This window comes from Segatella copri, from assembly GCF_009494835.1.
Lineage (GTDB): Bacteria > Bacteroidota > Bacteroidia > Bacteroidales > Bacteroidaceae > Prevotella > Prevotella copri_F.
Window position 1 is genome coordinate 1 of sequence record NZ_VZBE01000032.1, and the last position, 25,659, is coordinate 25,659.

24 protein-coding genes are annotated in these 25,659 nt (G+C 46.0%); 14 read left to right on the top strand and 10 right to left on the bottom strand.

Annotated features, from left to right (window positions below; translation table 11 throughout):
- Nucleotides 1–163 precede the first annotated feature (163 nt).
- On the top strand, nt 164–727 hold the full coding sequence (locus tag F7D47_RS05240; RefSeq protein ID WP_118080665.1) for an HU family DNA-binding protein: 564 nt from the start codon (nt 164–166) through the stop codon (nt 725–727).
- Nucleotides 728–857: 130 nt separating this feature from the next.
- A complete protein-coding gene (locus F7D47_RS05245) occupies nt 858–953 on the top strand; it encodes a smalltalk protein (RefSeq protein WP_153083965.1) in 96 nt (31 codons plus the stop codon).
- 83 nt (nt 954–1,036) lie between these two features.
- Here the strand turns inward: F7D47_RS05245 and F7D47_RS05250 are convergent, their stop codons facing one another.
- From F7D47_RS05250 to F7D47_RS05265, 4 genes are all read right to left on the bottom strand, one after another.
- On the bottom strand, nt 1,037–2,206 hold the full coding sequence (locus tag F7D47_RS05250; RefSeq protein WP_153084913.1) for an ATP-binding protein: 1,170 nt from the start codon (nt 2,204–2,206) through the stop codon (nt 1,037–1,039).
- A gap of 207 nt (nt 2,207–2,413) precedes the next feature.
- Nucleotides 2,414–2,953: an RNA methyltransferase gene (locus F7D47_RS05255; protein ID WP_022120523.1), complete on the bottom strand. Its 540-nt coding sequence runs from the start codon at nt 2,951–2,953 to the stop codon at nt 2,414–2,416.
- Nucleotides 2,954–2,992: 39 nt separating this feature from the next.
- The gene (locus F7D47_RS05260; RefSeq protein WP_006848257.1) at nt 2,993–3,424 is read right to left on the bottom strand and encodes a SufE family protein; all 432 of its coding nucleotides are present in this window, start codon (nt 3,422–3,424) and stop codon (nt 2,993–2,995) included.
- The gene (locus F7D47_RS05265) at nt 3,424–4,689 is read right to left on the bottom strand and encodes a peptidase U32 family protein (protein ID WP_006848256.1); all 1,266 of its coding nucleotides are present in this window, start codon (nt 4,687–4,689) and stop codon (nt 3,424–3,426) included. Before F7D47_RS05265 ends, F7D47_RS05260 begins: the two co-directional genes overlap by 1 nt.
- A gap of 222 nt (nt 4,690–4,911) precedes the next feature.
- Here F7D47_RS05265 and F7D47_RS05270 point away from each other — a divergent pair, with 222 nt between their 5' ends.
- The 10 genes from F7D47_RS05270 to F7D47_RS05315 all read left to right on the top strand — a co-directional run bounded on the left by F7D47_RS05270 (nt 4,912) and on the right by F7D47_RS05315 (nt 15,879).
- Nucleotides 4,912–5,859, top strand: coding sequence for a FimB/Mfa2 family fimbrial subunit (locus F7D47_RS05270; RefSeq protein ID WP_153084914.1), 948 nt, complete (start codon nt 4,912–4,914; stop codon nt 5,857–5,859).
- A gap of 64 nt (nt 5,860–5,923) precedes the next feature.
- The gene (locus F7D47_RS05275; RefSeq protein ID WP_153084915.1) at nt 5,924–7,006 is read left to right on the top strand and encodes a C1 family peptidase; all 1,083 of its coding nucleotides are present in this window, start codon (nt 5,924–5,926) and stop codon (nt 7,004–7,006) included.
- A 718-nt stretch (nt 7,007–7,724) separates the two neighbouring features.
- Nucleotides 7,725–8,369 carry a hypothetical protein gene (locus F7D47_RS05280; protein WP_119229500.1) on the top strand — a complete coding sequence of 215 codons (645 nt, stop codon included), beginning with the start codon at nt 7,725–7,727 and terminating at the stop codon, nt 8,367–8,369.
- 2 nt (nt 8,370–8,371) lie between these two features.
- On the top strand, nt 8,372–9,895 hold the full coding sequence (gene rpoN / locus F7D47_RS05285) for an RNA polymerase factor sigma-54 (RefSeq protein WP_006848252.1): 1,524 nt from the start codon (nt 8,372–8,374) through the stop codon (nt 9,893–9,895).
- Between the two features lie 82 nt (nt 9,896–9,977).
- Nucleotides 9,978–10,586 carry a phosphatase PAP2 family protein gene (locus F7D47_RS05290; protein ID WP_006848251.1) on the top strand — a complete coding sequence of 203 codons (609 nt, stop codon included), beginning with the start codon at nt 9,978–9,980 and terminating at the stop codon, nt 10,584–10,586.
- A 25-nt stretch (nt 10,587–10,611) separates the two neighbouring features.
- Nucleotides 10,612–11,118 (top strand): 5-(carboxyamino)imidazole ribonucleotide mutase, encoded by a 507-nt coding sequence (purE, locus tag F7D47_RS05295; RefSeq protein WP_006848250.1) that lies wholly within the window; start codon nt 10,612–10,614, stop codon nt 11,116–11,118.
- 52 nt (nt 11,119–11,170) lie between these two features.
- Entirely contained in the window at nt 11,171–13,039 is a 1,869-nt protein-coding gene (locus F7D47_RS05300) for a 4-hydroxy-3-methylbut-2-en-1-yl diphosphate synthase (RefSeq protein ID WP_118190459.1), read from the top strand.
- A gap of 267 nt (nt 13,040–13,306) precedes the next feature.
- Nucleotides 13,307–14,014: a response regulator transcription factor gene (locus F7D47_RS05305; protein WP_153084916.1), complete on the top strand. Its 708-nt coding sequence runs from the start codon at nt 13,307–13,309 to the stop codon at nt 14,012–14,014.
- Between the two features lie 89 nt (nt 14,015–14,103).
- On the top strand, nt 14,104–14,910 hold the full coding sequence (locus tag F7D47_RS05310) for a hypothetical protein (RefSeq protein ID WP_153084917.1): 807 nt from the start codon (nt 14,104–14,106) through the stop codon (nt 14,908–14,910).
- Nucleotides 14,911–14,922: 12 nt separating this feature from the next.
- Nucleotides 14,923–15,879: a sensor histidine kinase gene (locus F7D47_RS05315; RefSeq protein ID WP_153084918.1), complete on the top strand. Its 957-nt coding sequence runs from the start codon at nt 14,923–14,925 to the stop codon at nt 15,877–15,879.
- A 67-nt stretch (nt 15,880–15,946) separates the two neighbouring features.
- On the opposite strand, the gene F7D47_RS05320 is transcribed toward F7D47_RS05315, so the two are convergent.
- From F7D47_RS05320 to F7D47_RS05345, 6 genes are all read right to left on the bottom strand, one after another.
- Entirely contained in the window at nt 15,947–16,759 is an 813-nt protein-coding gene (locus F7D47_RS05320) for a DUF3108 domain-containing protein (RefSeq protein WP_022120510.1), read from the bottom strand.
- A gap of 6 nt (nt 16,760–16,765) precedes the next feature.
- Nucleotides 16,766–18,733: an Ig-like domain-containing domain gene (locus tag F7D47_RS05325; RefSeq protein WP_118254461.1), complete on the bottom strand. Its 1,968-nt coding sequence runs from the start codon at nt 18,731–18,733 to the stop codon at nt 16,766–16,768.
- A 65-nt stretch (nt 18,734–18,798) separates the two neighbouring features.
- Complete coding sequence (locus F7D47_RS05330; protein ID WP_153084919.1) at nt 18,799–20,307, bottom strand: GH3 auxin-responsive promoter family protein; 1,509 nt, start codon at nt 20,305–20,307, stop codon at nt 18,799–18,801.
- A gap of 207 nt (nt 20,308–20,514) precedes the next feature.
- Nucleotides 20,515–21,597 (bottom strand): ribonuclease III, encoded by a 1,083-nt coding sequence (gene rnc / locus F7D47_RS05335; protein ID WP_153084920.1) that lies wholly within the window; start codon nt 21,595–21,597, stop codon nt 20,515–20,517.
- The gene (gene fabF / locus F7D47_RS05340; RefSeq protein ID WP_006848241.1) at nt 21,587–22,849 is read right to left on the bottom strand and encodes a beta-ketoacyl-ACP synthase II; all 1,263 of its coding nucleotides are present in this window, start codon (nt 22,847–22,849) and stop codon (nt 21,587–21,589) included. Before fabF ends, rnc begins: the two co-directional genes overlap by 11 nt.
- Before the next feature lie 22 nt (nt 22,850–22,871).
- A complete protein-coding gene (locus F7D47_RS05345) occupies nt 22,872–23,108 on the bottom strand; it encodes an acyl carrier protein (protein ID WP_006848240.1) in 237 nt (78 codons plus the stop codon).
- Nucleotides 23,109–23,333: 225 nt separating this feature from the next.
- Between F7D47_RS05345 and F7D47_RS05350 the strand changes: the two genes are divergently transcribed.
- Together F7D47_RS05350 and F7D47_RS05355 are read left to right on the top strand one after the other, a co-directional pair.
- Nucleotides 23,334–23,936 carry a DUF4254 domain-containing protein gene (locus F7D47_RS05350; protein ID WP_006848239.1) on the top strand — a complete coding sequence of 201 codons (603 nt, stop codon included), beginning with the start codon at nt 23,334–23,336 and terminating at the stop codon, nt 23,934–23,936.
- A 93-nt stretch (nt 23,937–24,029) separates the two neighbouring features.
- Complete coding sequence (locus F7D47_RS05355; RefSeq protein WP_022120505.1) at nt 24,030–25,115, top strand: glycosyltransferase family 9 protein; 1,086 nt, start codon at nt 24,030–24,032, stop codon at nt 25,113–25,115.
- Nucleotides 25,116–25,659 lie beyond the last annotated feature (544 nt).

Below are 25,659 nucleotides of genomic sequence, written 5' to 3' on the forward strand. Positions count from 1 at the left end.
TGAAAGCGTGCTGAAAATCGCGCCTTATCACACGCTGAAATTTGGTGGTATCGGGAAATTGGCGTATCTTTGCACTGTCGTTCGAAGAAAGGCTGCACTTGACAAAGCGCATCCCACAAAGTTAACAATCAATATTTTATTAACCCTTTAAAAATTTAAGATCATGGAAGTAAAAGGAACATTGAAATATCGTAAAGTACAGCGCACACCTCAGACTGGTGAAAACGCAGGTAAGAAGAAGTGGTATGCTACTTCGGTAACCGACCGCGAAGTGGACTTCGAGGGATTCGTATCGCATATCTCTGACCACGGCTCGCCTTACTCACGAGGTACCATCCACGGTGTGCTGATGGATGCACTCGACCATCTGCAGGAGCTGATTCTCGACGGCAAGAGCGTGCGTCTCTCTGACCTCGGACTGTTCTCCATCGGCATGAGCTCCAAGGCGGAGGATACCAAGGAGAAGGTGACAGCTGCCAGCGTAGAAGGCGTGCACCTGATTGTGAGAAACACGAAGAGCTGGAGCAATGCCGAGCTGCGCAAGAAGTGCAAGATTCAGGAGTACGGCGGCTACATCGGCACCGACGAGGAGGGCACCACAGGCGGTGGTGACACAACTCAGGGCGGCGGCTCTGACACCAGCCAGGGCGGCTCAGGTACTACAGGTAGTGGAACCCAAGAAGGCGGCGGAGGCGGCTCTCAGGATAGCGGCGATGGGCTTGAATAAAGCCCTCGCCTGAGGGCCGCCCTGGCTAGAAGCCAGCGCATCCCCCCACCAAGTCAACATTCAACACTCAACATTCAACATTAAAAAAGTCAACATTCAACACTCAACATTCAACATTAAAATAAAGATTATGAAAGCAAATACTTGGAAAACGATTTTGCAGATTGCAATCTCCGTCCTTACAGCCATCGCTACTACGCTCGGAGTTACCAGCTGTACTCTTTAAAGGTAAAAAAGTAAAAAGCCATAGTTTATTTAAAGCCCCCGGTGCTGAAGCACCGAGGGCTTTTATTTTGCCATCAGGCATCACTAATAATTCATTCCGAAGTACCAGAGAGGGATGATGATTCCATGCCCCGCCTCTATATCGTCTTTTACGATACGTCCGTTTTTTACATCCTCTATCTGCTTTTTACCTTTCTTCCTTCCGCCAATCTCAAAGGTATAATCACCAATGGTAAAGTCGGAAACCCTGGAGGAAGTAACATCCTGTTTTTCTCTCATCTGATTGTAGAAGAAAGTTTCCCTTATGTTTCCTATGTTGGGATTAGAGGTGAGTACTGACATCAGACTTGGGTTATCGACATAAACTTTTTCCACCTTCCCCAGATTGCGCATTCCCGAAGTATCATCTCTGAGCAGACCTATCATTCCTGCACGCTCCAGATAGACGAGATAATCAGGCACGTTGTTCTTGCTTACCCCGATTTCCGTGGCGAGGTTCTCTACGCTTGGCTTGTAGGGAGCCAACCCGGAAAGAATGACGAGCATACGCTTCAGTTTGCGTGCTGTTGAAGCTTTCATATCAGCATATTGCGGAATGTCAACTTCTACCGTCTGGTCTATCACCTGCAGCATTCTTTGCGTAAAATCTCCCTCTATGGCAAATGGGTAATAGCCATGGTCGAGGTACGCTCTGAAAACAGGCAATGGATGATCCAACCCCGGAATCTCTACCTGGTGATTGAGTATTTCGTCGAGACTGAAAACTCTGGTCTTGATGCCTTCAAAAAGTTGCAGGTATTCCCTGAACGACAAGCCTTGCATCATATACATCAGCGCCCGACGACTCAGATCAGCTTCGCCCTTTTTGATGTCCAATACCGATGAACCGGTGAAGATAAGGTTCAGGGATGGGTGCATGTCGTAAATTTGCTTCAGTTCTCTGCTCCAACCGGCATACTTGTGAATTTCATCTATATAAAGATGTGTACCACCCTCCTTGATAAACTCGTCAGCAAAGTCAATCAAGGAATGATTTGAAAAATAGATGTTGTCGGCAGACACATACAGGTGATGGCCTTCCTTAGACAGCTTGATGCGCTGAAGTATCATGGTGGATTTTCCAACACCTCGCGGACCAACGATACCTACTAATCGTCCATTCCAGTTGATTTCATCATATTTATATCTGATGAAATCAAGCGGAGTACGTTTCAATAACTCCGCCATGTATTCATAAAGTTTATTGTCTATCATATCTTGCTCTTTTAGATGAATATCGTTTAAAACTGCAGCAAAGATACAAATAATCCCTCAATGAGGGACGAATTCTTTCGAAAAGTTCCCTCAATGAGGGATGAATTTAATCATTTTTATCCCTCATTGGGGGATTTTTACACATTGTATTACCAAATGAGTTCGTGCCAAACTTGGCAAAAAACGCAAGTTTGGCACGAACTCAACTTATAGTTTCAGGAGTTTGGCAAACTCCCAGACTACAATACCGGCGGTAACGCTGACATTCAGGGAATGCTTGGTACCGAACTGGGGAATCTCCAGACAGCCATCGCTCATATCCACGATGTTCTGCTTGACTCCCTTCACCTCGTTACCGAAAATCACGGCGTAGCCTTTGGAGAGGGAAGGGTGAGCCTCAGGCAGGTTCTGGAGCTTGGTGGAGCCTTCTACCTGCTCGATGCTATATACAAAATAGCCTTTCTGCTTCAACTTCTCTACCGCCTCTTCGGTAGTCTTGAAGTATTCCCAATCCACGCTGTCTTCGCCACCCAATGCCGTCTTATGAATCTCGACATTGGGAGGGGTGGCGGTGATTCCGCAGAGATACACCGCCTCTACACGGAAGGCATCGCAGGAACGGAAAACACTTCCTACATTATATAATGAACGCACATCATCCAGGACCACTATCAGGGGCAGCTTCTCGGCTTCCTTGAATTCCTCCAGGGTGAGGCGGTTCATCTCTATCGTTCTTAATTTGCGCATTATAATATACCTTATTATATATAATATAATCAGAGGCGGTTAAGCCTCTGCCTCTTTGGTCTTGTAGGCAAGGGCGTACATGCGAATCTGCTTGATCATCGCCAGAAGACCATTGCTGCGGGTTGGACTCAAATGGTCTTTCAGACCAATCTTCTCTACGAAATAGAGGTCGGCATCCATAATCTCGGTTGGGGTATGACCGCTCAATACACGGATGAGGAGGGCGATGATACCCTTTACGATGAGCGCATCGCTATCGGCAGTGAATACGAGCTTGCCATCTACATAATCGCACTGCAACCATACGCGGCTCTGACAGCCGTCGATAAGGTTCTGCTCGTTCTTGTATTTCTCATCGAGAGGAGCCAACTCGTTGCCCAAGTCAATGAGCATCTGATACTTGTCCATCCAGTCTGTGAAATCCTGGAATTCCTCTACTACTTCATCCTGCAATTCATTAATTGTTGCCATTATTTTATTTCTTTAATTTCGTTTACTGTAATCAACTTATAGAGCTTGTCGTTAGGGCGTACCTTATCCGGTACAGGGATGGAAACTCTCCAGCCCTGCTGCGCTGTTTCTACCGGTTTCAGGTCGTAGCGGATTTCATCGGCATGGAGATACATCACACCGGTGGTGTTACCCGTAATCAGCAGTTTCTCGCCCTTGTCGAAGGTAGATGCCTCTACGGCTACTTCTGCCACACCCAACTTAGAGAAATATTTCATCACCTTGCCCACGAGCACCTTCTTCTCGGTAGCTACGGAACCGTAATGCTTGTTCCATTCACCGAGAGTCTGCCCCTGGTAATAACCATCCCAGAAACCACGGTTGAAGACGGTGGCGAGTTTCTCATCCCACTCATCCTTCTTCTCCTCGGTAAAGGTTCCATCGAGCACGGCAGCTATCGCCTCCTTATAACATTTCACTACGGTATATACGTATTCAGGACCACGGGCACGGCCTTCAATCTTGAAGACGCGCACACCGGCATCCATCATGCGGTCGATGAAGCGAATGGTCTTCAGGTCCTTCGGACTCATCACATACTTGTTGTCGATTTCAAGCTGGTTGCCAGTTTCGTTATCTGTAACAGTATAGCTGCGGCGGCAAATCTGCACACACTCGCCACGGTTGGCAGAGCGGTTGGCATTAGCGAGACTCATGTAGCACTTGCCCGATACAGCCATGCACAGAGCACCATGACAGAACATTTCGATGCGGATCTGCTTGCCCATAGGTCCGCAGATGTTCTGCTGCTCTATCTGCTCATGGATGTGCTTCACCTGGTCCATGTTCAATTCACGTGCCAGTACGGAAACATCAGCAAAGCGTGCATAAAACTTCAAAGCCTCTGTGTTTGAGATATTTAACTGTGTGGATAAATGAACCTCCTCGCCCACTTCATTGCAATAGCTCATTACAGCCACATCGCTGGCGATGACGGCAGAGATGCCTGCCTCCTTGGCTGCATCGATGATTTCCTTCATCGTTGGGATGTCGTTATCGTAGATAACAGTATTGACGGTGAGATAGGTCTTGATACCATGCTCGTTGCAGGTAGCAGCAATCTCACGCAAATCATCGATAGTAAAATGGTTGGCTGAATGGGAACGCATGTTCAACTTGCCGATACCAAAGTATACGGAGTCGGCACCAGCCTGTATGGCAGCAGCCAGTGACTCGCGTGAGCCCACTGGTGCCATCACTTCAAATTCGTTTATCTTTGTATTCATGAATGCAATTATCTTTTTTCGGGTACAAAGTTACACCAAAATGAAGACAAAACACAGAAAAATGGAGAAAAAATGACATAAATTCGATTATATTGACAAATCAATCATGATTATTTGTCTATATTTGCCTATAAATAAGAATATATCCCTAGGATATTCTTCTTTTTATATGAATCCTATCCAGTCTTACGGCTGGTATTATTAATTAAAAAGTGAAAGCGTATGAAGAAAGCTTTTACCTCAGGAATGATTCTGTTCCTGGCAATGACCACAACGGTTAGTTGCACACAAGAAAACGTGATGCTTGAAACAACACCACAAGTCAAGAACCAAGAAGTAAGATTCTGCTTCTTCGAAAGGTCCATTGTGCCTATCGGTCAGGATGAAGAGAGCAATCTTGCCAGAACAAGAGCCGACGGGAGCGAGAAATCGCTCAAGGATGCAAAACTCTACACAGATTTGCAAGTATGTCTCATCCCGAAAGGAGATGAAACTACTGCCGGCTATACCGTAAGACAGGAAAACTGGGATGACAAATTCGGAAACGTCAGCCTGCAGGTGCCGGCAGGAGAATACACGCTCGTTGCCGTAGCAGCAAAAACTGATTTGCAGAAGGAAGAACGAATCGAAGTAAAATCAAGGCATGAAATGACTTTTGCCAACAATATTGTACGCGATATGGCATATACCCTGCAGGATATCAAGGTGGAATCGGGCAGCAAAGCCGTAACACAGAGTGTTTCGCTGAAACGTGCCGTCAGCTGTTTTGAACTGTGTGCTACCGACATCATGCCCCTGACTACCAAGACTCAGGAAATCACGATAAGCGGAAGCTGCGGCACGGTGTTCAATCCTTCTACCGGATTCTGCAAAGAAAAGGCTACCATCACCCGAAACTTTTCTATAGAAGCCAAAGCACACCAGGAAAGAAGCATTCACTCTACACTCTACACCCTTCTGACCGACAAAGATGTAACCGACATCCATATAACAGCTACGGCAAAAGACAAGGAAGAAAAGGTTATCAAGACCGTCAGCTTTGACAACGTACACCTGGTTATCGGAAAGAAGACTACCTATACCGGTCCGATTTTTACCTACCCTAACAATATGTCGTTCACGATTGACCAGCCGGAGATTCCTGCATCAGGCTATGACAAGAAATTTTAATAACCCATGGCGTTTTAAGAAAGATTAATGCCACAGATTAAAATCTTTTTTGTATTTTTGCGGCATGGAAAGAAAGAACATTATAACCATAGGACTCGCTCTGCTTGTATTCGCCGGTTGCGGATACAGACAGCAGCGAGCCGGTATCTCAGAGACAGGTGGAGGCGAGGATTATCTTCCGGAGCATATCCACCTGATCAGTACTACGCCCGTCAAGGACCAGGGCAACAGCGAACTCTGCTGGGCATACGGCATGCTTGCCACCATCGAAAGCGAGCACATCATGAAGGGGGATTCCGTGAATCTCTCCATCGCCTACATAGCCCGCATGATGCTGGAAGAACAGGCACTGGAATATTACTTTGCACAGGGAAAGAAGAACATCAGCCTGCGCGGTACTGCCCCGATGCTGATACATTATATAGATAAGTATGGTGCACAACCTTACGACAGCTATGAAGATCCGAAGCACGTGAACTACAAGGTGCTCTGCCGCAAGGTGCAGAAACTGTGCGATGGCGCCATCTCGCAGAAAGCGGGCATCAGCCAGCTCAAGGAGGAACTGAACGACCTGTTTGACGCAGAAATAGGCTACATGCCTGCCAAGGCCGTACACATGCTGGGTGCCGAATATACCCCTCAAGAGTTTGCCCACAGCGTATGCTATCCCGAGGAGTATGTATCGCTCACCAGTTTCTCGCATCATCCTTACAGAGAATACTTTGCGCTCGAGATTCCCGATAACCGGATGCACGATGCCTATCTGAACCTTCCGCTCGACGAGCTGATGCTCCACATCAGGAAGGCGGTAGAAAAAGGACACCCGGTATGCTGGGAAGGTGACATCAGCGAACCTGGCTTCAAGGAACCAAGGAAGAACTGTGTAGACATACAGCCGACGGAACGCCCCGTGACCCAGGCATCGCGACAGAAGGAGTTTGAACAGCTTCGCACCACCGATGATCATGTGATGGAAATCATAGGTACCTTCATGAAAGGCAAGCAGAGATTCTACGTCTGCCGCAATTCATGGGGCAAGAACTGGGGCAACAAGGGACTCATCTACCTATCAGAAGACTATCTGCGCCTCAAGACCATCGCCGTGTTCATGAGCGAAGAGGCATATATAATGAAGATGCATATATAATAAGGTATAAGCTCCCAAACAGGCTTCAGACATAAGAAATGTGTTAAAATGGTTGACATACATCAAATAGCTGTTAAATAGCACGTGTGTGCGCACACACATAGTTGATTTATATCAAAAAAGAGGCTTTTTTATGTGATTTTCTCTTAAAACATTTGGTGGGTTCGGAAAATCGTCGTACCTTTGCATCGTCAATAAGACAAAAAGGTTATTAGGTTTTTAGGTTAAGATTGTTAGTTGTTTTAGGTTATTAGTTAGTTTAAAGGTAAATTTAAGATTGTTTATTCAGTGAAACGGTATTAGTTAAGGTAAAGAAAAGATTGTTTATTCAAGGACGACAAAAAGTTTAGGTTATTAGGTTTTTAGGTTTAAGATTGTTAGTTGTTTTTTTATTAGGTTTTAGTTTAAAGGTAAAGAAAAGATTGTTTATTCAAGGACAACAGGATAATTCAACAGGTGAGTTGAAGGTAAAAAGATCAAATGTATGGGATAACCAAAGATGACGCCTGAGCAGAATTGCTGCTTCGGGCTTCGTAATGGAAAGGGTAACAAAAAGCCCTTGAGTTATGAGAAATTTGGGAATATCGTATTAGAAGAGCGCAATTTCGAAATCATTCGAAGTTGCGCTCTTTATTTTTTCTGAAAATAACCGCCAAATTATTTTGTTTTACCAACGAAAAGTCGTAATTTTGCAGAAGATATATAAAGATAGGAAATTATGGCAAGACATCCTCTTTGGAACGAAGAATACTGGCTCCTGCTGTTGCAGCTGTACCAGAAGAAGCCCATGGGCGTGAAACCTCTCTATTCGAAAGGGATGGTCGACTTGAGCCTGGAACTGCATATTCCACCTGAGTTTCTGCACGAACAGATGTTCAAACTCAGAATGGTGACTCCGAGAATCAAGCGACTATGGGAGAAGTATGCCGATAAGCCACAGAAACTGAAGCGCGATATACAGCGCATCAGGCAGATGAACGGCTGCGGAAACGCCATACAGTTCTTCGAGGGAGTGGAAGTGAAGGAAACATTCGAGAAAAACTGGGAACCACTGGAAAGTGAACCATCGCTCACCCCCGTGAAACTCATCATCATCCTCGATCTCTACTTCCAGCTCACACCAATCACCATGGTGCCGGAAACACCGGAAATCATCGACCTGGGAAAACTCATCAGGACATCACCGAAGGTCATTGCCGAGGCGATGGGCGTATTCATGTACTGCGACCCCTATCTCAACCGCGAAGACGTGCTGATACACCCGCTGCTAGAAGCATGCAGCGACATCTGGCACCAATACGGAAACGGAAATCCAGACAAGCTTTACCAGCTTGCCAACGAACTAAAAGAATACTTTAAGTAATTATGGCTCAAAAACTCATACAGACACAGGCACAGAAGTTACAGCAACTTCAAAGACTTTCAGCCCAGCAAATGCTGCAGGTGAAACTGTTGGAAATGCCGCTCACGGAACTGGAAGACAGTATCAATGCAGAACTGGACGATAATCCCGCTCTGGAAAGCGAGAACCCAGACGACATGCTCAACGAGAATGTCGCCAATGATGATTCGCCCGCAGATGATGAGTACGACAACAGCAGCGATGAGGATGCCTACGAGGCAGAATCAGAAAAAGAAGAAAGAAAAGACGAACTGGACCAGGCACTGGAAAGCATCGGAAAAGACGACCAGATGCCTGACTACAATACAGACAGATACAACAACCAGGACAGCGCTGACTACGAAGAAATGGTTTACGGCGACACCACCTCTTTCTATGATAAGCTGAAGGAACAGATGGACATGCAGCCGCTCAGTGACAAGGAGAAGGAAGTAATGGAATATCTCATAGGTTCACTGGATGACGACGGACTGCTCCGCAAGGACCTGGACAGCATCTGTGATGAACTCGCTATCTATCACAACATCGATGTTACGGAAAAAGACATCGAGCACGTGCTCCACATTCTACAGACCTTCGACCCAGCCGGTGTAGGAGGAAGAAGTCTGCAGGAATGCCTCCTGCTGCAGGTTAAGAGACTGCCGAGAGGTGTGCTCCGCAAGACGATGGAAGAGGTGTTTACCGACTATTTTGACGAGTTTACCAAGAAACATTGGGACAAGATCAAGGCAGGACTGGAACTGAACGATACACAGGTAGAAACCCTGCAGGCAGAAATCAGAAAGCTGAACCCGAAACCGGGCGCATCGATGGGCGAAACAGAGGGAAGAAACATGCAGCAGATTACCCCCGACTTCATCATCGACACCAATGACGACGGAACGATTACATTCTCGCTGAACCGTGGCAACATTCCGCAACTGACGGTTTCGCCATCATTCACCGACATGATTGACACCTACAGAAAGCATAAAGACAAGATGAGCCGGAGCGACAAGGAAGCCCTGCTCTACGCCAAGGAAAAGGTGGACAAGGCACAGGGATTCATCGAAGCCATCAAGCAGAGAAGACATACCCTCATCGTCACCATGAAGGCAATTATCGACATACAGCGGCAGTTCTTCCTGGATGGAGACGAGGCTGACCTGAAACCGATGATCCTGAAGGATGTAGCAGAACGCACGGGACTGGACATCAGTACCATCTCGAGAGTGAGCAACGTGAAGTATGCCCAGACTAAATGGGGCACCTTCCCGCTGAAGTTCTTCTTCACAGACAGCTACACCACTGAAGACGGCGAAGAGATGTCTACCCGCAAAATCAAGATTGCCCTGCACGACATCATCGAGAAAGAAGACAAGAAAAAGCCGATCAGCGATGATGCACTCGCCAAACTGCTGAAGGAGAAGGGATTCCCTATCGCACGACGTACGGTGGCAAAATATAGGGAGCAACTGGGCATACCGGTGGCACGACTCAGGAAATAAGATAGTGGTATGAGTCAGGAAGAAACCGGGGCCCACCACAAAATATTTGAGAGATAAAAAGAATATATACGTTATTAGTGTTATGAAAGAGAAGAATATCATATTGACAGCACGCATCATGAGCATGATCTTCACGCCCTTCTATCTGCCGATGGTAGGACTGATAGCTCTGTTCATCTTCAGTTATATGTCGCTGTTACCGATAGGATACAAACTGGTGATGCTGGGCATGGTCTATCTCCTGACCGTCGTTGCTCCATCGCTACTCATCCACCTCTACCGCATGGTTCAAGGCTGGACCTCGCGTGAGCTGGGCAAGAAGGAGCGTCGTATTGTGCCTTACATCCTCTCTATCGTATGTTACTTCGGCTGTTTTTTCTGGATGGAATACCGCAATACGCCTCGCGTCATCAGTATCATCGTAGTGGTAGCGCTGGCGATACAGATGATTTGCGCCTTCATCAATGTATGGTGGAAGATCAGCACCCATACGGCAGCCATCGGAGGTGTGGCAGGAGCTCTGGTGTCTTATTCTGTAGCCTTCAATTTCAATCCGCTGTGGTGGCTCTGCCTTGTGCTGATGATGGCAGGCGCAGTAGGAAGTGCCCGCATGATACTCCGACAACATACGCTGTCACAGGTAGTTGCAGGATTCCTGATAGGCACCGCCTGTGCTATATTAGTAATATAAAGTTTATAATAAAATATAAGAAGAAATGAAACCATTAGTAAGCATTATTATGGGCAGTACAAGCGATCTGCCTGTTATGGAAAAAGCATGTAAGTGGTTGAACGACAACCAGATTCCTTTCGAGGTTAATGCCCTCTCTGCTCACCGCACTCCAGATGCAGTAGAGTCATTCGCCAAGGGAGCCAAGGAGCGTGGCGTGAAGGTTATCATCGCCGCTGCCGGTATGGCTGCCGCCCTTCCTGGTGTTATCGCAGCATCTACTCCTCTGCCAGTAATCGGCGTGCCTATCAAGGGTATGCTCGATGGTCTTGATGCCATGCTCAGCATCATCCAGATGCCTCCTGGCATTCCTGTAGCTACTGTTGGTGTGAATGCGGCTCAGAACGCTGCCATCCTCGCTGCTGAAATGATTGCCCTTGCCGACGAGGAAGTGGCTCAGAAGGTAGAGGCTTGGAAGGCGGGTCTCGGTGCCAAGATCGAGAAGGCCAACAAGGACCTGGCTGAGGTGAAATACGACTTCAAGTGTAATTAATCTAATATGTGATATGCCCCATTCTTTTGGGGCATATCTTATCTTATATATTATGGTAGATTTATTCAATTATACCCGCCGTGCCTCTTCTGTGGCACATATCGGAGCCATCGACCTGGGTGGCGATAATCCTATCCGCATCCAGTCGATGACCACCACCAACACCAATGATACCGAGGCTTGCGTGCGACAGGCTGAGGAGATTATCAAGGCTGGTGGCGAGCTGGTGCGCTTCACCACTCAGGGTTCCCGCGAGGCAGAGAACATGAAAAACATCAATGCCGGCATCCGTGCCGACGGCTATCAGACTCCGCTCGTAGCCGATGTTCACTTCAATCCTAACGTTGCCGACGTGGCTGCTCTCTATTGCGAGAAAGTGCGCGTCAATCCTGGCAACTACGTGGATCCTGCCCGCAAGTTCATCAAGCAGGAATATACCGACGAGGAGTATGCCCACGAACTTCAGAAGATTGAGGATCGCTTCGTACCTTTCCTCAACATCTGCAAGGAGAACCATACTGCCATCCGCATCGGTGTGAACCACGGTTCACTCTCCGACCGCATCCGTAATCGCTACGGCGATACGCCAGAGGGCATCGTAGAGAGCTGTCTCGAGTTCCTGCGCATCTGCAAGAAGGAGAATTTCCACGATGTGGTTATCAGCATCAAGTCATCCAACACCGTTGTGATGGTTCGCTCCATGCGCCTCCTGGTAGAAGAAATGGAGAAGGAAGGCATGAACTACCCACTCCACCTCGGCGTAACCGAAGCCGGCGAAGGCGAAGATGGCAGAATCAAGAGTGCCGTAGGTATCGGTGCCCTCCTGGCTGATGGCATCGGCGATACCGTTCGTGTAAGCCTGAGCGAGGAACCGGCTGCAGAGATTCCTGTGGCACGCCATCTGGTAGATTACATCGGCAAGAAGAAGGGGCATCTGATGATTCCTGCCACAGCTTGTCCTTCATTCGACTGGCTGCGCCCTACCCGCCGCGAAACCGTGGCTGTAGGCAATATCGGCGGCAGCAACGTTCCGGTGGTTATCAGCAACCGAATCAACGGCGAGAGCACCGCTTGTGAGAACAAGGATGCTACTCCAGACTATATCTACATCGGTGGCAAGATGCCTAAGCAGTTTGTGGCTGGCCAGAGCTACATCGTAGATTACAACGTTTACGAGACGCTGAACAGCAAGCCAGAGACGACTGGTGCCAAGCTCTACCCTATCTTCCCTGCCATGGCGATGCCGCTCATCGCCAGCATCAAGGCAGACGTCAAGTTCCTCACCCTGCAGTTTGGAACTCCTGCCGAGGAATATATCGCCTGTCTGAAGGCTCATCCTGAGGTAGTGGTTATCTGCGTAAGCAATCATCAGAACCGTCTGGGCGACCAGCGTGCATTGGTTCACGAGATGATGAATGCCGGCTTGAAGAACCCTGTGGTTTTTGCCGAGATGTACCAGCACGGCAAGGAGGAGAAGAGCGACTTCCAGCTGGAGGCTGCTGCTGATATGGGAGCCTTGATGATTGATGGTCTGACCGATGGTATCTGGCTGATGAACAATGGAGACATCCCTGCCCAGACAATAGATGAAACCGCTTTCGGTATTCTCCAGGCAGCCCGTCTGCGCACCAGCAAAACCGAGTATATCAGTTGTCCGGGATGCGGCAGAACCCTCTACGATCTTCGTGAAACCATCGCCAAGATCAAGGAGGCAACCAAGCATCTCAAGGGTCTGAAGATAGGTATCATGGGCTGTATCGTGAATGGTCCAGGCGAAATGGCGGATGCCGATTACGGCTACGTAGGTGCCGGTCCTAACCGAGTAAGCCTCTACCGCAAGCAGGTTTGCGTAGAAAAGAATATTCCGCAGGAGGTGGCAGTAGAGCATCTGCTCGCCCTCATCGACTCGGACAAGCAATAATTATTTAGGCACAGATTACACAGATTACACGACTCTTTATTGGAGATTATGATATGGTTTATTAGCAGTTGCGCCATAAATCCGTGTAATCCGCGTAATCCGTGCCTAATTTATACCCGCCCCTAATCACTCCCCGTTCCTAATCCATAGTGCCTTCAAAAGTTCAGGAATGAATGTTATCTTTAAGTTAATCTCCACCTCTTTATATGGCTCTTTCACAAAAAAAATGTATCTTTGCAACTGTAATCATCAAAAACTGAAAAGATTATGGCAAATACTAAACTGCTCCTGGTAGAGGATGATGAAAACCTCGCCTATATGGAGAAAAGTTGCTTCGAAGATATCATCGGAGGATATGAGGTGAAAACCGCCGTAAACGGCAAGGAAGGACTGAAGGTGTGGCAAGACTTTCAGCCCGATGTTATCGTATCTGATATCGACATGCCCATCATGGACGGAATAGAAATGGTGAAGAAAATACGCGAGGTTGACGGAAAAACCATAATTCTGTTTACCACCGGACTCACCTCGCCGAAAGACCTGAAGGCAGGTTATGCCGCAGGAGCCAACAACTATGTGAAGAAGCCGTTTATTCCGGAAGAGCTTGATGCTCATATACATAGCCTGCTCCAACTGAAAGCCGGAGCCCGCAGCGAAAACGCCAGCAACCAGATAAAACTGGGTAAATACATTCTAGATGCCGACCATGCTACTCTGAAAGATACGCAGAATGGTAAACAGAAAATGCTCACCGCACGAGAGGCAAAGATTCTGGAACTGCTGGCAGTAAACAAAAACGAGGTGGTGCGCCGCGAAGCCGTATTGAGCCGGTTCTGGGGAGTGGAAGACAAAGACTATTTTGCTTCCAGAAGTTTGGATGTATTCATCAAGAAAATACGCACAGCGCTGGAAGACGAACCGGGCGTAGAACTGAAAACCATCAGAGGTGTGGGATTCAAACTCATCGCAGAATAGACGCATCTCAAGCCTCAGAAAATCAGTAAAACGAATCATCTCTATACGGAATGATAGAAAAGAAAACAGATTATTAAAGACAAACATATATGTTAAAAGCGATACTATACTTCTTTCTCCTGATAGCTGAATTTTTCATCACTATCCTGATAAGCGGTTTCAGCTTTGGCCTGTATTATGCCTATATAGGTAGTGACCACATGCCAGGCAACAGCAAGGGAGATATGACTACAACAGAAATGTTTCCTTTCATCATAGCTTTCGCCCTGATAGCTACACTCATCATCTGGTTTACCTTTCATAAAGGCAAGTTTTCGAGTTTTACGCTTGGCAAGGTAAAGCCAGAGAGCAAATGGCAACTCATGCTCTACGGCTCTATGCCGATGCTGGGCTTTATCATCGCCTATTATGCCCTGATGAGCTACTTAGGCATTCATTTTATGCCTAAAGAAATGAGCCAGTTCGGCTTTTTCCAGTTGCTCCCACTGATGCTGGTAGGCACGTTTATCTCAGCCTACGTTTTCTATGGTGCCATTCTGGAAGAACTTCTGAAAAGCGGAAAGAAGAAATGGGTCGTTCTGCTTGTATACTTGCTCATGATTATGCCAACTACGCTGACAGCAGGTTCGGGCGAGGGAATGGCACTCTGGATATTTTACGTCCTGGCAGCCCTCCCGTGCACCTTATACGGTTTCTGGCTTTACTGCAAAACCCGAAGTTCCATCGTTATATTCGCGGTTTATCTCATATCCAATATGATTCCGTTCAACCTGGGCAGCAACTGGGTTACCATCCTAGTATGCATCCTGGGACTGGGCATGATGGGCTATGGATTCTATCTTCTCAAGAAGAATATAGAACCATTGCTGATACAAGAGGATGAAGAAGAATACTAAAACCACCTGATTATGAAGGCAAACAGAACCAAAATGCTCGGTACGATGGCGCTGGTAGCCGTACTATGCATGCAACTTTTCTGGATATACAACTCATTCCAGATGAGCGTTCACCAGATGGGCTACGATAATCCCTGGAGTCTGGCAGCCGATGTGAGGGCACATGCCTTTTTCTCGGCACTCTACCAGAGTCGCATCACCCTGCTCACTTCTCTACTCACCATGGTGGTCATTATTCTGAGCCTTATCGACCAAATCAACTATATCGATGAGCAGGAAAGGGTTCGCCTGCTGCGCGAGGATTTCTCCTATGCAATGGTTCACGACATGAAGTCGCCCCTTACCTCCATCATCATGGGAACCAAATATCTGCACAGCGGCGTACTGGAGAAGAAGCCGGAAATGAAGGAGAAATATTTCTGTATCGTAGAAGACGAAGCACAGCATCTGCTTGCCCTCATCAACCGCCTGCTCACCATCTCAAAACTGGAACATGGTAAACTGAGTATCCAGAAGGCTGAAATAGATCTGGAGGCGATGATAGAGGATGTGGTGGATAAATACAAGGCGAAATCGGCGAAACCGATTCATATCACCACCCTATTCGGAGCCACTTCGGCACTGGCAGATGAGGAATATCTGAAGGAGGCTATCAGCAATATAGTAGATAACGCCACCAAATACTCGAAGGAAGAAATCAATATCCAGATTTCCACCCTAGAAAATGATAAGAACGTATATATCAAGGTATTCGATGAGGGTATCGGCATTGCCAAAAGCGAGCTGAAAACCATCTTCAACCGCTTTGAGCGTGCTGCAGAGCACGAAAAGGATGCCCGGAAAACCCGTGGCGGCTTCGGTATCGGTCTGAACTACGTGCTGCAGGTAATCAATGCCCATGGCGGCAAAGTAAGCGTAAAGAGCGAAAAAGGCAAATGGTCGGAGTTCACCATATCGCTGCCGAAATAATCAGCTTGCACAACCATATTAATAACAAAGCTCCCGATGCATCATGCACCGAGAGCTTTGTTTTATCTTATTTCACGATTGAAGAAACCGGATTTCTCACACCCTTCATTCCTACGAGGAATGCCTTGGCAGCACCAAATTTGAGGAACATATCCAAACGGATAGGAATATGATTCTCATCATCGGTTACATAGAAATCTACGATTCTCTTATACTTGCGATTCTCATACTCCATATAGGCAAGGCGCAGGCAACGGTACTTCACACCATTATCTGCCTTGATGGTAACCTTACCATCAAACTTTATCTGAGCTGGAGTGCGGTTCTTTCCATCAGCAATAGGGAATTTTACGGTATAACCCTTCTTCCAGTTGGCAGGATCGAAACTGCGGGCACGCAGGAAGATGTTCATCATATCAAAAACACAATCATCGTAGGTGGCATTCTTCCATACATGCTTACCATCATGCTGCTGACGGTGCTGTTTGAGATGACACCTACCGCCAGAATAGCTGTAGAATACCTCATCTACCGTATAGCGCTTGCCCTCGTGAGCTCCCTTACGGAAATACATAGGCGCCATATCGGTGCCGCTGTAGCAGAGCAGAGTGTCGCGAAGCACAAAGATATCATCTACACGCTTATTGCCTCTTGTAACAAGAGAACCGCGATAAGCAGGCTTACCATGACGGGTGGTTTGAACGATAGACATACTGGCATTACCAGCTTTTACCCAAACAAACTTCCAATTGTAATACAGATTGTAAGTAAGGAACTCACCCGACTTGAAGGCTGTATTACGGAAGGTACACTGGGCAGACACCGTAGTGCTGACCAGAAGTAGCAATAATGCAATCCCGAATGATTTGATCGTTTTCATAACTCTTTATAATTTAGGAATGTACTCGATGCCAAGTTTCTTGGCACGTTGCGCATTCTGGTTCTTAACTTTCTTTTCTTTATCAGGCTTCTGCTTGGTAATGGCACCAGGCTTCTGACGGGAAAGTTCACGGGCCGTAGGATCCCAACTCTCGGTTAAATCCCATTTAGCCTTGCATTCTATCACGTCTGGATAGTAATACACCTCTTCTGCCTGTTCATCCTTATCATAGCAGCCTGTATCCCACTTGCCGTTGCCGTTGCGGTCTACTATCAGACGCATGTAATACTTCTCCGGCTTGAGATAATAGAATTCGGCTACACCGTTCACTGCCTTCACTTCTTTCACCACCTGATCCTGCGCATTGAGTAGCTGAACGAGGAGCGGATGATTGTCGAAATCGTGAGTTACATTAATGAGCAGCGTGCCGTAAGTATCCAGGGAATTGACCTTGAAACCCTGTTTCACAGGTTTAGATACAAGTCCGTAGATGTCCTGGAATGCGGCAGAATCAACCTCCAGACTATATTCTATGTCCGGACGCCACTCGCCTCTCAGAATATACTTGCGGTTGCCCAGCGGCTTAAACTCCATCGGCGCCCTATACCATAGCGTATCATGCTTGGCATAGAGATGAATGCCTGCCGTATCGGCCTTGGCAAGCGGCGTATTGAAGGTGAAGATAACATTCTTATCAGGATCGAGCTGAGAAGAGACACTCATCTGAACATCAAGCGGTTTTACAGCCATCACGCTATCATAAGGTTCACCCTTCTTCTTCAGTTTTTCCTGCTTCTTGGTCCATTTCTCCAGTTCCTTAGCCTGCGCCTTCATACGCTTTTCGTAAGGTTCCTTCGAAAGAATTTCGAGCGTATCAGTCTGGTTGCGGAGCACGCCCGTACTGTCTGTCATACGGTAAGTAAGCTCTATATTCAGCGTATCCTGGTTGACCAGCGCCGTATCCTTGAGCCAATAGGTAAGCGTATCGTTCTTCTCCGATTTTTCCAGAATAAAGGCATCTTTCTCATTAAAATTCAAGCCCTTGATCTGTGGCAGGATAGAATCACCATAACTGTAATAGAGCGAGAAGCAGTTGGCCTTCTGACGCTCTGCCTTGAGGAAGAAGCGGTCGGAAACCAGTTCGGTAAAGGCACGGAGCACTACATTATCCGGTAGAAAATGAGTATAATTAACCTGATCTATCGACTTGATATGCAAGGAATCAATCCATGTAGTATCCTGTCGTACATCCGGCTTGCTTGACGGCACGATAATATCATGAGAAAAAGCGAGTTTTTCGCTTTTCTGGCTGAACATATAGTTGCCATCCATATCCTGCAGGGCATAGATGCGGTAAGAGCCCGGAGCCACACCTTTTATGACGAAGCGACCACGGCTGTCGGTACGGCTTACACGCAGCATAGGCTTGGTCTTGAAGGCTGAATCGGCATGATCAGCGTAAAGACCTACCAGAATACCCTTGATAGGCTCCAGATTCTCTGATTCGAGCACATATCCCGACACCTCCATCGTATCGATGACCTCGCCGGTAGAGAAACTGTAGGTATAGTTTCCCATCGGATTGCCCTCGTTATTATCGCTGATGGCATCGGAAAAGTCGATGGTATAGGTAGTATTCGGCTTGAGCGAATCTACCAGAGAAATCTGAATATGCTTGCCCGAAGCCTTGATTTCAGGCACTTCGAGCTGCGGAGGCGAAACAACCACTTTCTCGGTAGGATTATCTACCTTGATATATTCGTCGAAATAGATATTCACCTTCTTCTGCTTCACATTTACGCCCTTATCGGCTGGCGAAGCTCCAATCACCTTAGGAGGAGTTTCGTCGAACCAACCACCATCCGGCTGTCCCATCTTGGCACAGGATGCCAACATGAGGAAAGCTAAGACGTAGAAAGGCAGAAACAGTGAATTTGCCTTCAACTTGCTCTTTATGTCGTTCAATTGAATCATTCTTTATATCTTCTTAATATCGCAGCATCACTTCAACTTCAGGCGGAAGAAGCATGCAGCTTGTTTTATTTGTTCATCATGAGCATCTCATCAATGTTCTTGCGGCTGTTGCTCAAGCGTGGAATCTTATGCTGTCCACCTAACTTGCCCTTGCTCTTCAGCCATTCATTGAAGAGTCCCGGCTTGGCCTTCACTATCTCCAGATGCTGGAGGGTAACGTCGTGAAAGCGCTTGGCCTCGTAATCGCTATTGATTTCCTGCAGCTTCTGGTCTAACAGACTGGCAAATTCATCGAGGCTGGCTGGCTCCTGAGAGAACTCTATGAGCCACTGGTGACGGCACTTGGCATTACTGTCCATATAAACCGGCGCAGCGGTATAATCAGAAATCTGAGCACCCGTCTTCTCGCAGGCATAAGCCAATCCCTTCTCGGCATTATCCATGATCAGTTCCTCGCCAAATGCATTAATAAAGTACTTGGTACGGCCGATAATGACAAACTTATAAGGATTCTTGCTGGTAAACTGAACCGTATCGCCGATGAGATAGCGCCACAAACCACAGGAAGTGGTGATGATCATAGCGTAGTTCTTGCCTACCTCAACACCCCAGAGAGGCACAACGGTAGGATTCTCGCTGCCGAATTCGTCCATAGGGATAAACTCGTAGAATACATCATAATCTATCATAAGCGACATGGCTGGGTCTGCCGGATCATCCTGCAGTCCGAAGAATCCCTCGCTGGCATTATAAGTCTCCATATAATGCATGTTCGGCGAAGTGATGAGCTGTTCATACTGCTTGCGGTAAGGAGTAAAGGCAATACCGCCATGGAAGAATACCTCCAGATTAGGCCATACCTCTTCCAGATGCTTCTTGCCGGAAAGTTCCATGACACGCACCAGCACACTAAGCATCCAGCTAGGAACACCCGAGATATTGGTTACGTTCTTATTCATCGTTTCGCGGGCAATAAGGTCGCGTTTCACTTCGAAATCGCTCAGGAGAGCGGTTGACTTCTTAGGAACACGCACCAGATTGGCAAGCGGATTGATATTTTCGATGAGGATAGCGCTCAGGTCACCCACCAGACTATCCGACACATTATAGTTAGGCGAATGGCTTCCACCTAAGATAAGGCTCTTGCCATCAAAGAGTCTGCTCTTCGGATTATTGCGCAGATAATAGGCTACGGCATCAAAGCCTCCGGCATAATGAATGCCATGCAAGCCATCATGAGAAACCGGGATAAACTTACTCTTATCGTTGGTGGTGCCAGATGACTTGGCGTACCATTTTACCAGTCCCGGCCATAGAATATCCTTTTCGCCATGACGCATACGGTCGATATCCCCCTTCAACTCCTCGTAGGTATTGACAGGAATATTCTGTGCAAATTTATCATAACTATTGGTGGTATTTAATAAATGCTTGACACCATATTCAGTATTTTTTCCTTTATTTATAAGGTGCATAAGCACTTTATGCTGCAAATGTTCTGCATCATAGACATACTTCTCCAACTCCTTCTGCCGAGGTTTGAAGACGTTACTTACTATCGTTGTTAAACTCATATCTAGATATATATCATTTAAGTAGATGCAAAAGTAAATCAAACTTTTGATATAGAGAAAGTTTTTACTATTTTTTAATACAAAAGGGTAAGATAAAGTATACAAAAAGGAAATATACAACACAAAAGACTCCCATAAGTGGCGATATTTACCATCTTATGGGAGTCTTCTATTAAATCGTATTTCCTATCCGGAAAGAGATACAGTTTACTCATCGTTACCGAAAGCAGCCGCTTCGGCAGCGGCAATAATCTCTTCTCTTGATAATTCCTTAGGCTGAGCCGTGATGTCGCTCAAATCGAACTCATCACTCTCCTTCTTTTCCTCCTTCACCTCGACCTGCACTTCAGTTTCCTGGGCAGTTTCGGCAGATTTCTCTGTGAAAACCTCCTCTTTGAAAACATTGATGTGCTTCTCCTCTACCGGTGCGTTTTGTGCATCAGCATCCTGCGAGATGATGAAATCGTCTTTCACTTCTGTGTTAGGCACGTTTTCAACAGGTTCCTCTTCCATCTTGGTGCGGTTAGCCTTAGCTGTGAACACAGCATCAATATACTGTGGTTCTTTGCGCAGTTTTTCCAAGCTAGTCTTAGAAGCCACCTGCTGGCTTTCCTTCTTGGAATAGCCCTTTCCTACTCCACCTTCAACACCTTCGAGTACAACCTGATAGGTGAAAATCGGGCTACCATTCTTGTCTTTTTGCTGGTCTAGCATAACGAAATCCAGCTTCACGCGGTTTTTCTGGCTCCATTCGATGAGTTTGCTCTTGAAGTTAACCTCCTTATAAGCCACCTTATCGATGTTTATCATTTGTGCCAGAATACGTTTCTGCATAAAATACATGCAGGCATCGTAACCACGGTCCAGATAAATGGCACCTACCAAAGCTTCGAACGCATTTCCTCCCATATAACTGTTATGAGAAGAACTGTGGCCATTAGAAAGAATCAGCTGGTTGATGCCCATTTCCTGTGCCAGTTTATTCAGCGTATCACGCTGCACTAACTTGCTTCGGGTATTGGTAAGGAATCCCTCACGCTTGCCAGGGAAATGCTGGTACACGATATCTCCTACTACAGCATCCAAAACCGCATCACCCAAGAACTCCAACCGCTCGTTGTTCACTGGTTTTCCCTTAGAATTGCGGTGCATGATGCTCTTGTGCAACAGCGCCATCTTGTAGTAGCTGATGTCGTGAGGATAAAAACCGAGGATTTCATATAAAGACAAATAAAGCTCTTTATCCTTGCGGAAAGAGAGCTTTATCCTATCTATAAAATTATTCAGCATACTTCTTGAATACTACACAGCAGTTGTGACCGCCGAATCCGAAAGTATTACTCAATGCAGCACGAACCTCACGCTTCTGAGCTTTGTTGAAGGTAAAGTTCAAGTTGTAATCGAGCTCTGGATCATCATCACCCTCTTCGTGGTTGATAGTAGGAGGAACGATATCGTTCTTCACACTAAGAACACAAGCCATAGCCTCTACTGCACCAGCAGCACCAAGGAGGTGACCAGTCATTGACTTGGTAGAACTGATGTTGAGCTTGTAAGCTGCATCACCGAAGACAGCCTTGATAGCCTTAGCCTCTGAGATATCACCTACGTGGGTAGATGTACCGTGAACATTGATATAGTCAATATCCTCTGGTTTCAGATTGGCATCAGCAAGTGCACGCTCCATAACAAGCTTAGCACCAAGACCCTCAGGATGAGATGCTGTGATGTGATAAGCATCGGCACTCTCGCCCTCACCTACCATCTCAGCATAAATCTTCGCACCACGAGCCTTAGCGTGCTCAAGTTCCTCGAGAATCAAGCAACCTGCACCCTCGCCCATGATAAATCCATCACGGCTTGCGCTGAACGGACGTGAAGCATGCTCTGGGTCATCATTACGTGTTGACAATGCATGCATAGCATTGAAACCACCTACGCCACAAGCGCAGATAGCAGCCTCTGCACCACCGCTAACGATGATGTTTGCCTTACCCAAACGAATCAGGTTGAAGGCATCAGCCAATGCATTGCTTGAAGAAGCACATGCAGATGTAGTAGTGTAGTTTGGTCCGTGGAATCCAAAATGGATGGAAATCTGACCTGAAGCGATATCTGCAATCATCTTAGGGATGAAGAATGGGTTAAACTTAGGACCATTCTCCTCGTGAGTACCATAGTACTTCACCTCATCCTCGAAAGTCTTGATACCACCGATACCTACACCGAATACAACGCCAACGTTGTTCAAGTCTTCCTTCTCAAGATCGATATTAGCATCCTTTACACCCTGCATGGCAGCAATCATAGCCAACTGGGTATAACGGTCAAGCTTGCGAGCTTCCTTACGATCAATCCAATCATTGATGTTCAGGCCTTTAACCTCGCAAGCGAACTTGGTCTTGAAAAGGGTTGTATCAAAATGAGTAATAGGCGCAGCACCGCTCTTTCCAGCAAGGAGGCTCTCCCAAGTTTCCTCAGGAGTATTACCAACTGGAGTCACAGCACCGAGACCTGTTACAACAACTCTCTTTAATTCCATTTAGTATAATTTAGCTGCTAAATTACTTAGCGTTCTCCTCAATGTAAGAGATAGCGTCACCTACAGTAGCAATCTTCTCAGCCTTATCGTCTGGGATAGAGATAGAGAACTCCTTCTCGAACTCCATGATCAACTCTACAGTATCCAAAGAATCTGCACCAAGATCATTTGTGAAGCTTGCCTCTGGCTTAACTTCAGCCTCATCAACACCGAGTTTATCAACGATAATTGCCTTTACTTTGCTTTCAATTTCTGACATAATTGTAACTTTTAAAATGTTTATAAATCAATTTCTAATTAAAAATCTGGGTGCAAAGGAACACTTTTTTTTTGAGATAAACAAATATTTTGGCGAAAAAAGTGCATTATTGTGCACAAACACCCCCTAATTGTGCATATTTTTGGCATTTTTTTCCTTTTTTGTTGGTCGTTTCAGATTATTTTGTTACTTTTGTACGGTATTAATTAAACATTTAAATCCATTATGACATTTACAGAAAAAGCCAATAAGATATTTAATCAGGCGATAGCCGATTATCATATCAAAGACAACATTGATACACCAATCAATAATCCATACCAGGAAGGTAGCATTGAGAACTGCCTTTATCTGAAGTGTTGGATTGACACAGTACAGTGGCATTTCGAGGATATTATCCGTGATCCTCAGATAGACCCGGCTGAAGCACTCGTATTGAAACGCAGAATCGACAAGAGCAACCAGGACAGAACAGACCTCGTTGAGCAAATCGATACTTACTTCCGCGAAACATACAAAGATGTGAAGGTTCAGGATGATGCACGCATCAACACTGAGAGTCCTGCATGGGCTGTTGACCGCTTGAGTATTCTTGCCCTCAAGATTTATCACATGAAGGAGCAGGTGGAACGCCCGGAAGCTTCGGCTGAGCACAAAGCGAAATGCCAAGCCAAACTGGATGTACTCCTGGAACAGCAGGTAGACCTTTCTACAGCTATCGACCAACTCTTGGAAGATATCGAGGCTGGACGCAAATACATGAAGGTTTACCGACAGATGAAGATGTACAACGATCCTTCAACCAATCCTGTACTCTACAAGAAATAAAAAAACAGAATAGGAGAGCGCATATACCTTATTATATAATAAGAGATATGGCTCTCTTTTTTCACCTTATATTATATATAGAAGAAAAAAACGATGAAAACTGAGCATATCCTGGTAATTAGATTTTCAGCCATGGGCGATGTTGCCATGACCGTACCTGTAATTCAATCTTTGGCCAAACAATACCCGAAAGTTAGAATTACTGTGCTCAGTCGTCCCTTTGCCCGTCCTTTCTTTGAAGACTTGGCTCCTAACGTTGGCTTTATGGAAGCTGATATCAAGGAGGAATACAAAGGGGTGAAAGGACTCAACGCACTCTATCGCCGATTGATAGCCAAACAGTTTACAGCAATTGCCGATTTACATAGCGTGCTGCGTTCCGATTATCTGCGTATGCGCTTCAACCTGGATAACTTCAAGGTTGCACATATTGACAAACATCGCAAGGGAAAACGCAAGCTGGTAGCTTCTAATGGTAAAAAACTTGTGCAGCAACCTACATCGTTCCAAAACTATGCTGATGTTTTTGCACAACTTGGATATCCTATCCACATGGATTTCACATCTATCTATGGGGATGGAAAACAAGGAGATTTAAGTATCTTACCACAGGAGGTATTCGGAGTAGGAGAGAACGCTATCTCACTAGAAGACAAGCACATAACAGAGCCGTGGATTGGTATTGCTCCCTTCGCTGCACACGAGGGAAAAATATATCCGATACAACTGATGGAAAAAGTTATCCAGCGACTTATCCACAATCATCCACACGCTCATATCTTCCTTTTCGGTGGAGGCAAAGACGAAACACCAGTGATGAACGACTGGGCTGAGAAGTATCCACAACTCATTAACGCTTCTTCTCATCTTAACGGATTGAAACAGGAACTCATCCTGATGAGTCATCTGCACGTTATGGTGAGTATGGATAGTGCCAATATGCACTTGGCATCGCTTGTTAACACTCCTGTAGTAAGCATCTGGGGAGCTACCCATCCATACGCAGGTTTCATGGGCTGGCATCAGGATCCTGCCAATGCCGTACAGCTTGACTTACCTTGCCGCCCTTGCAGTATCTATGGTAACAAGCCTTGCGCTAGGGGAGACTTCGCATGTATGAAGAATATCTCTCCTGAACTGGTAACAGAAAAAATTGATTCTGTTTTGAACAAAAGATAGGGAATCAGAACTTCTATATATAATAAAATATCAGAAACCTATATATAAATAGGTATAGAATAGAAAGAAACAGATGAAAATCCTATAACCAAAACCAATCATATAAATAACTCAGACCAGAGAGCAGAATATCCTGATGGATTTCTGCTCTTTTTTGTTTTCTACAAAAGCGTGGATAAGTGTACGGAAAACCCCAATAATAACTTTTTAATAAGTTTGTAAATATCCACACATACCTATCTCAAACCAACGAAAAGAGGATATCCACATAGATATTATTAAGTTTTTAGAAACTTTTTCGCAGTTTTTGACCGAAAAAAGATATAAACTTATTAACTTTGCACCGAATTGGGGAAATGTTGATAAACCGGTTAATGCATTAAGAGACAAGAAAAAGATTTCAAAGGCCTCTGCGGATAAACTGGAATAAGACTTGGATAACGAAATACGCAAGTTTTTATGCAGAATGTTATCCACTTATCCACGGCATATCATCATCTCTATATTCTCTTTTTAAAAAATAAAAAATAAGAAATATAATATG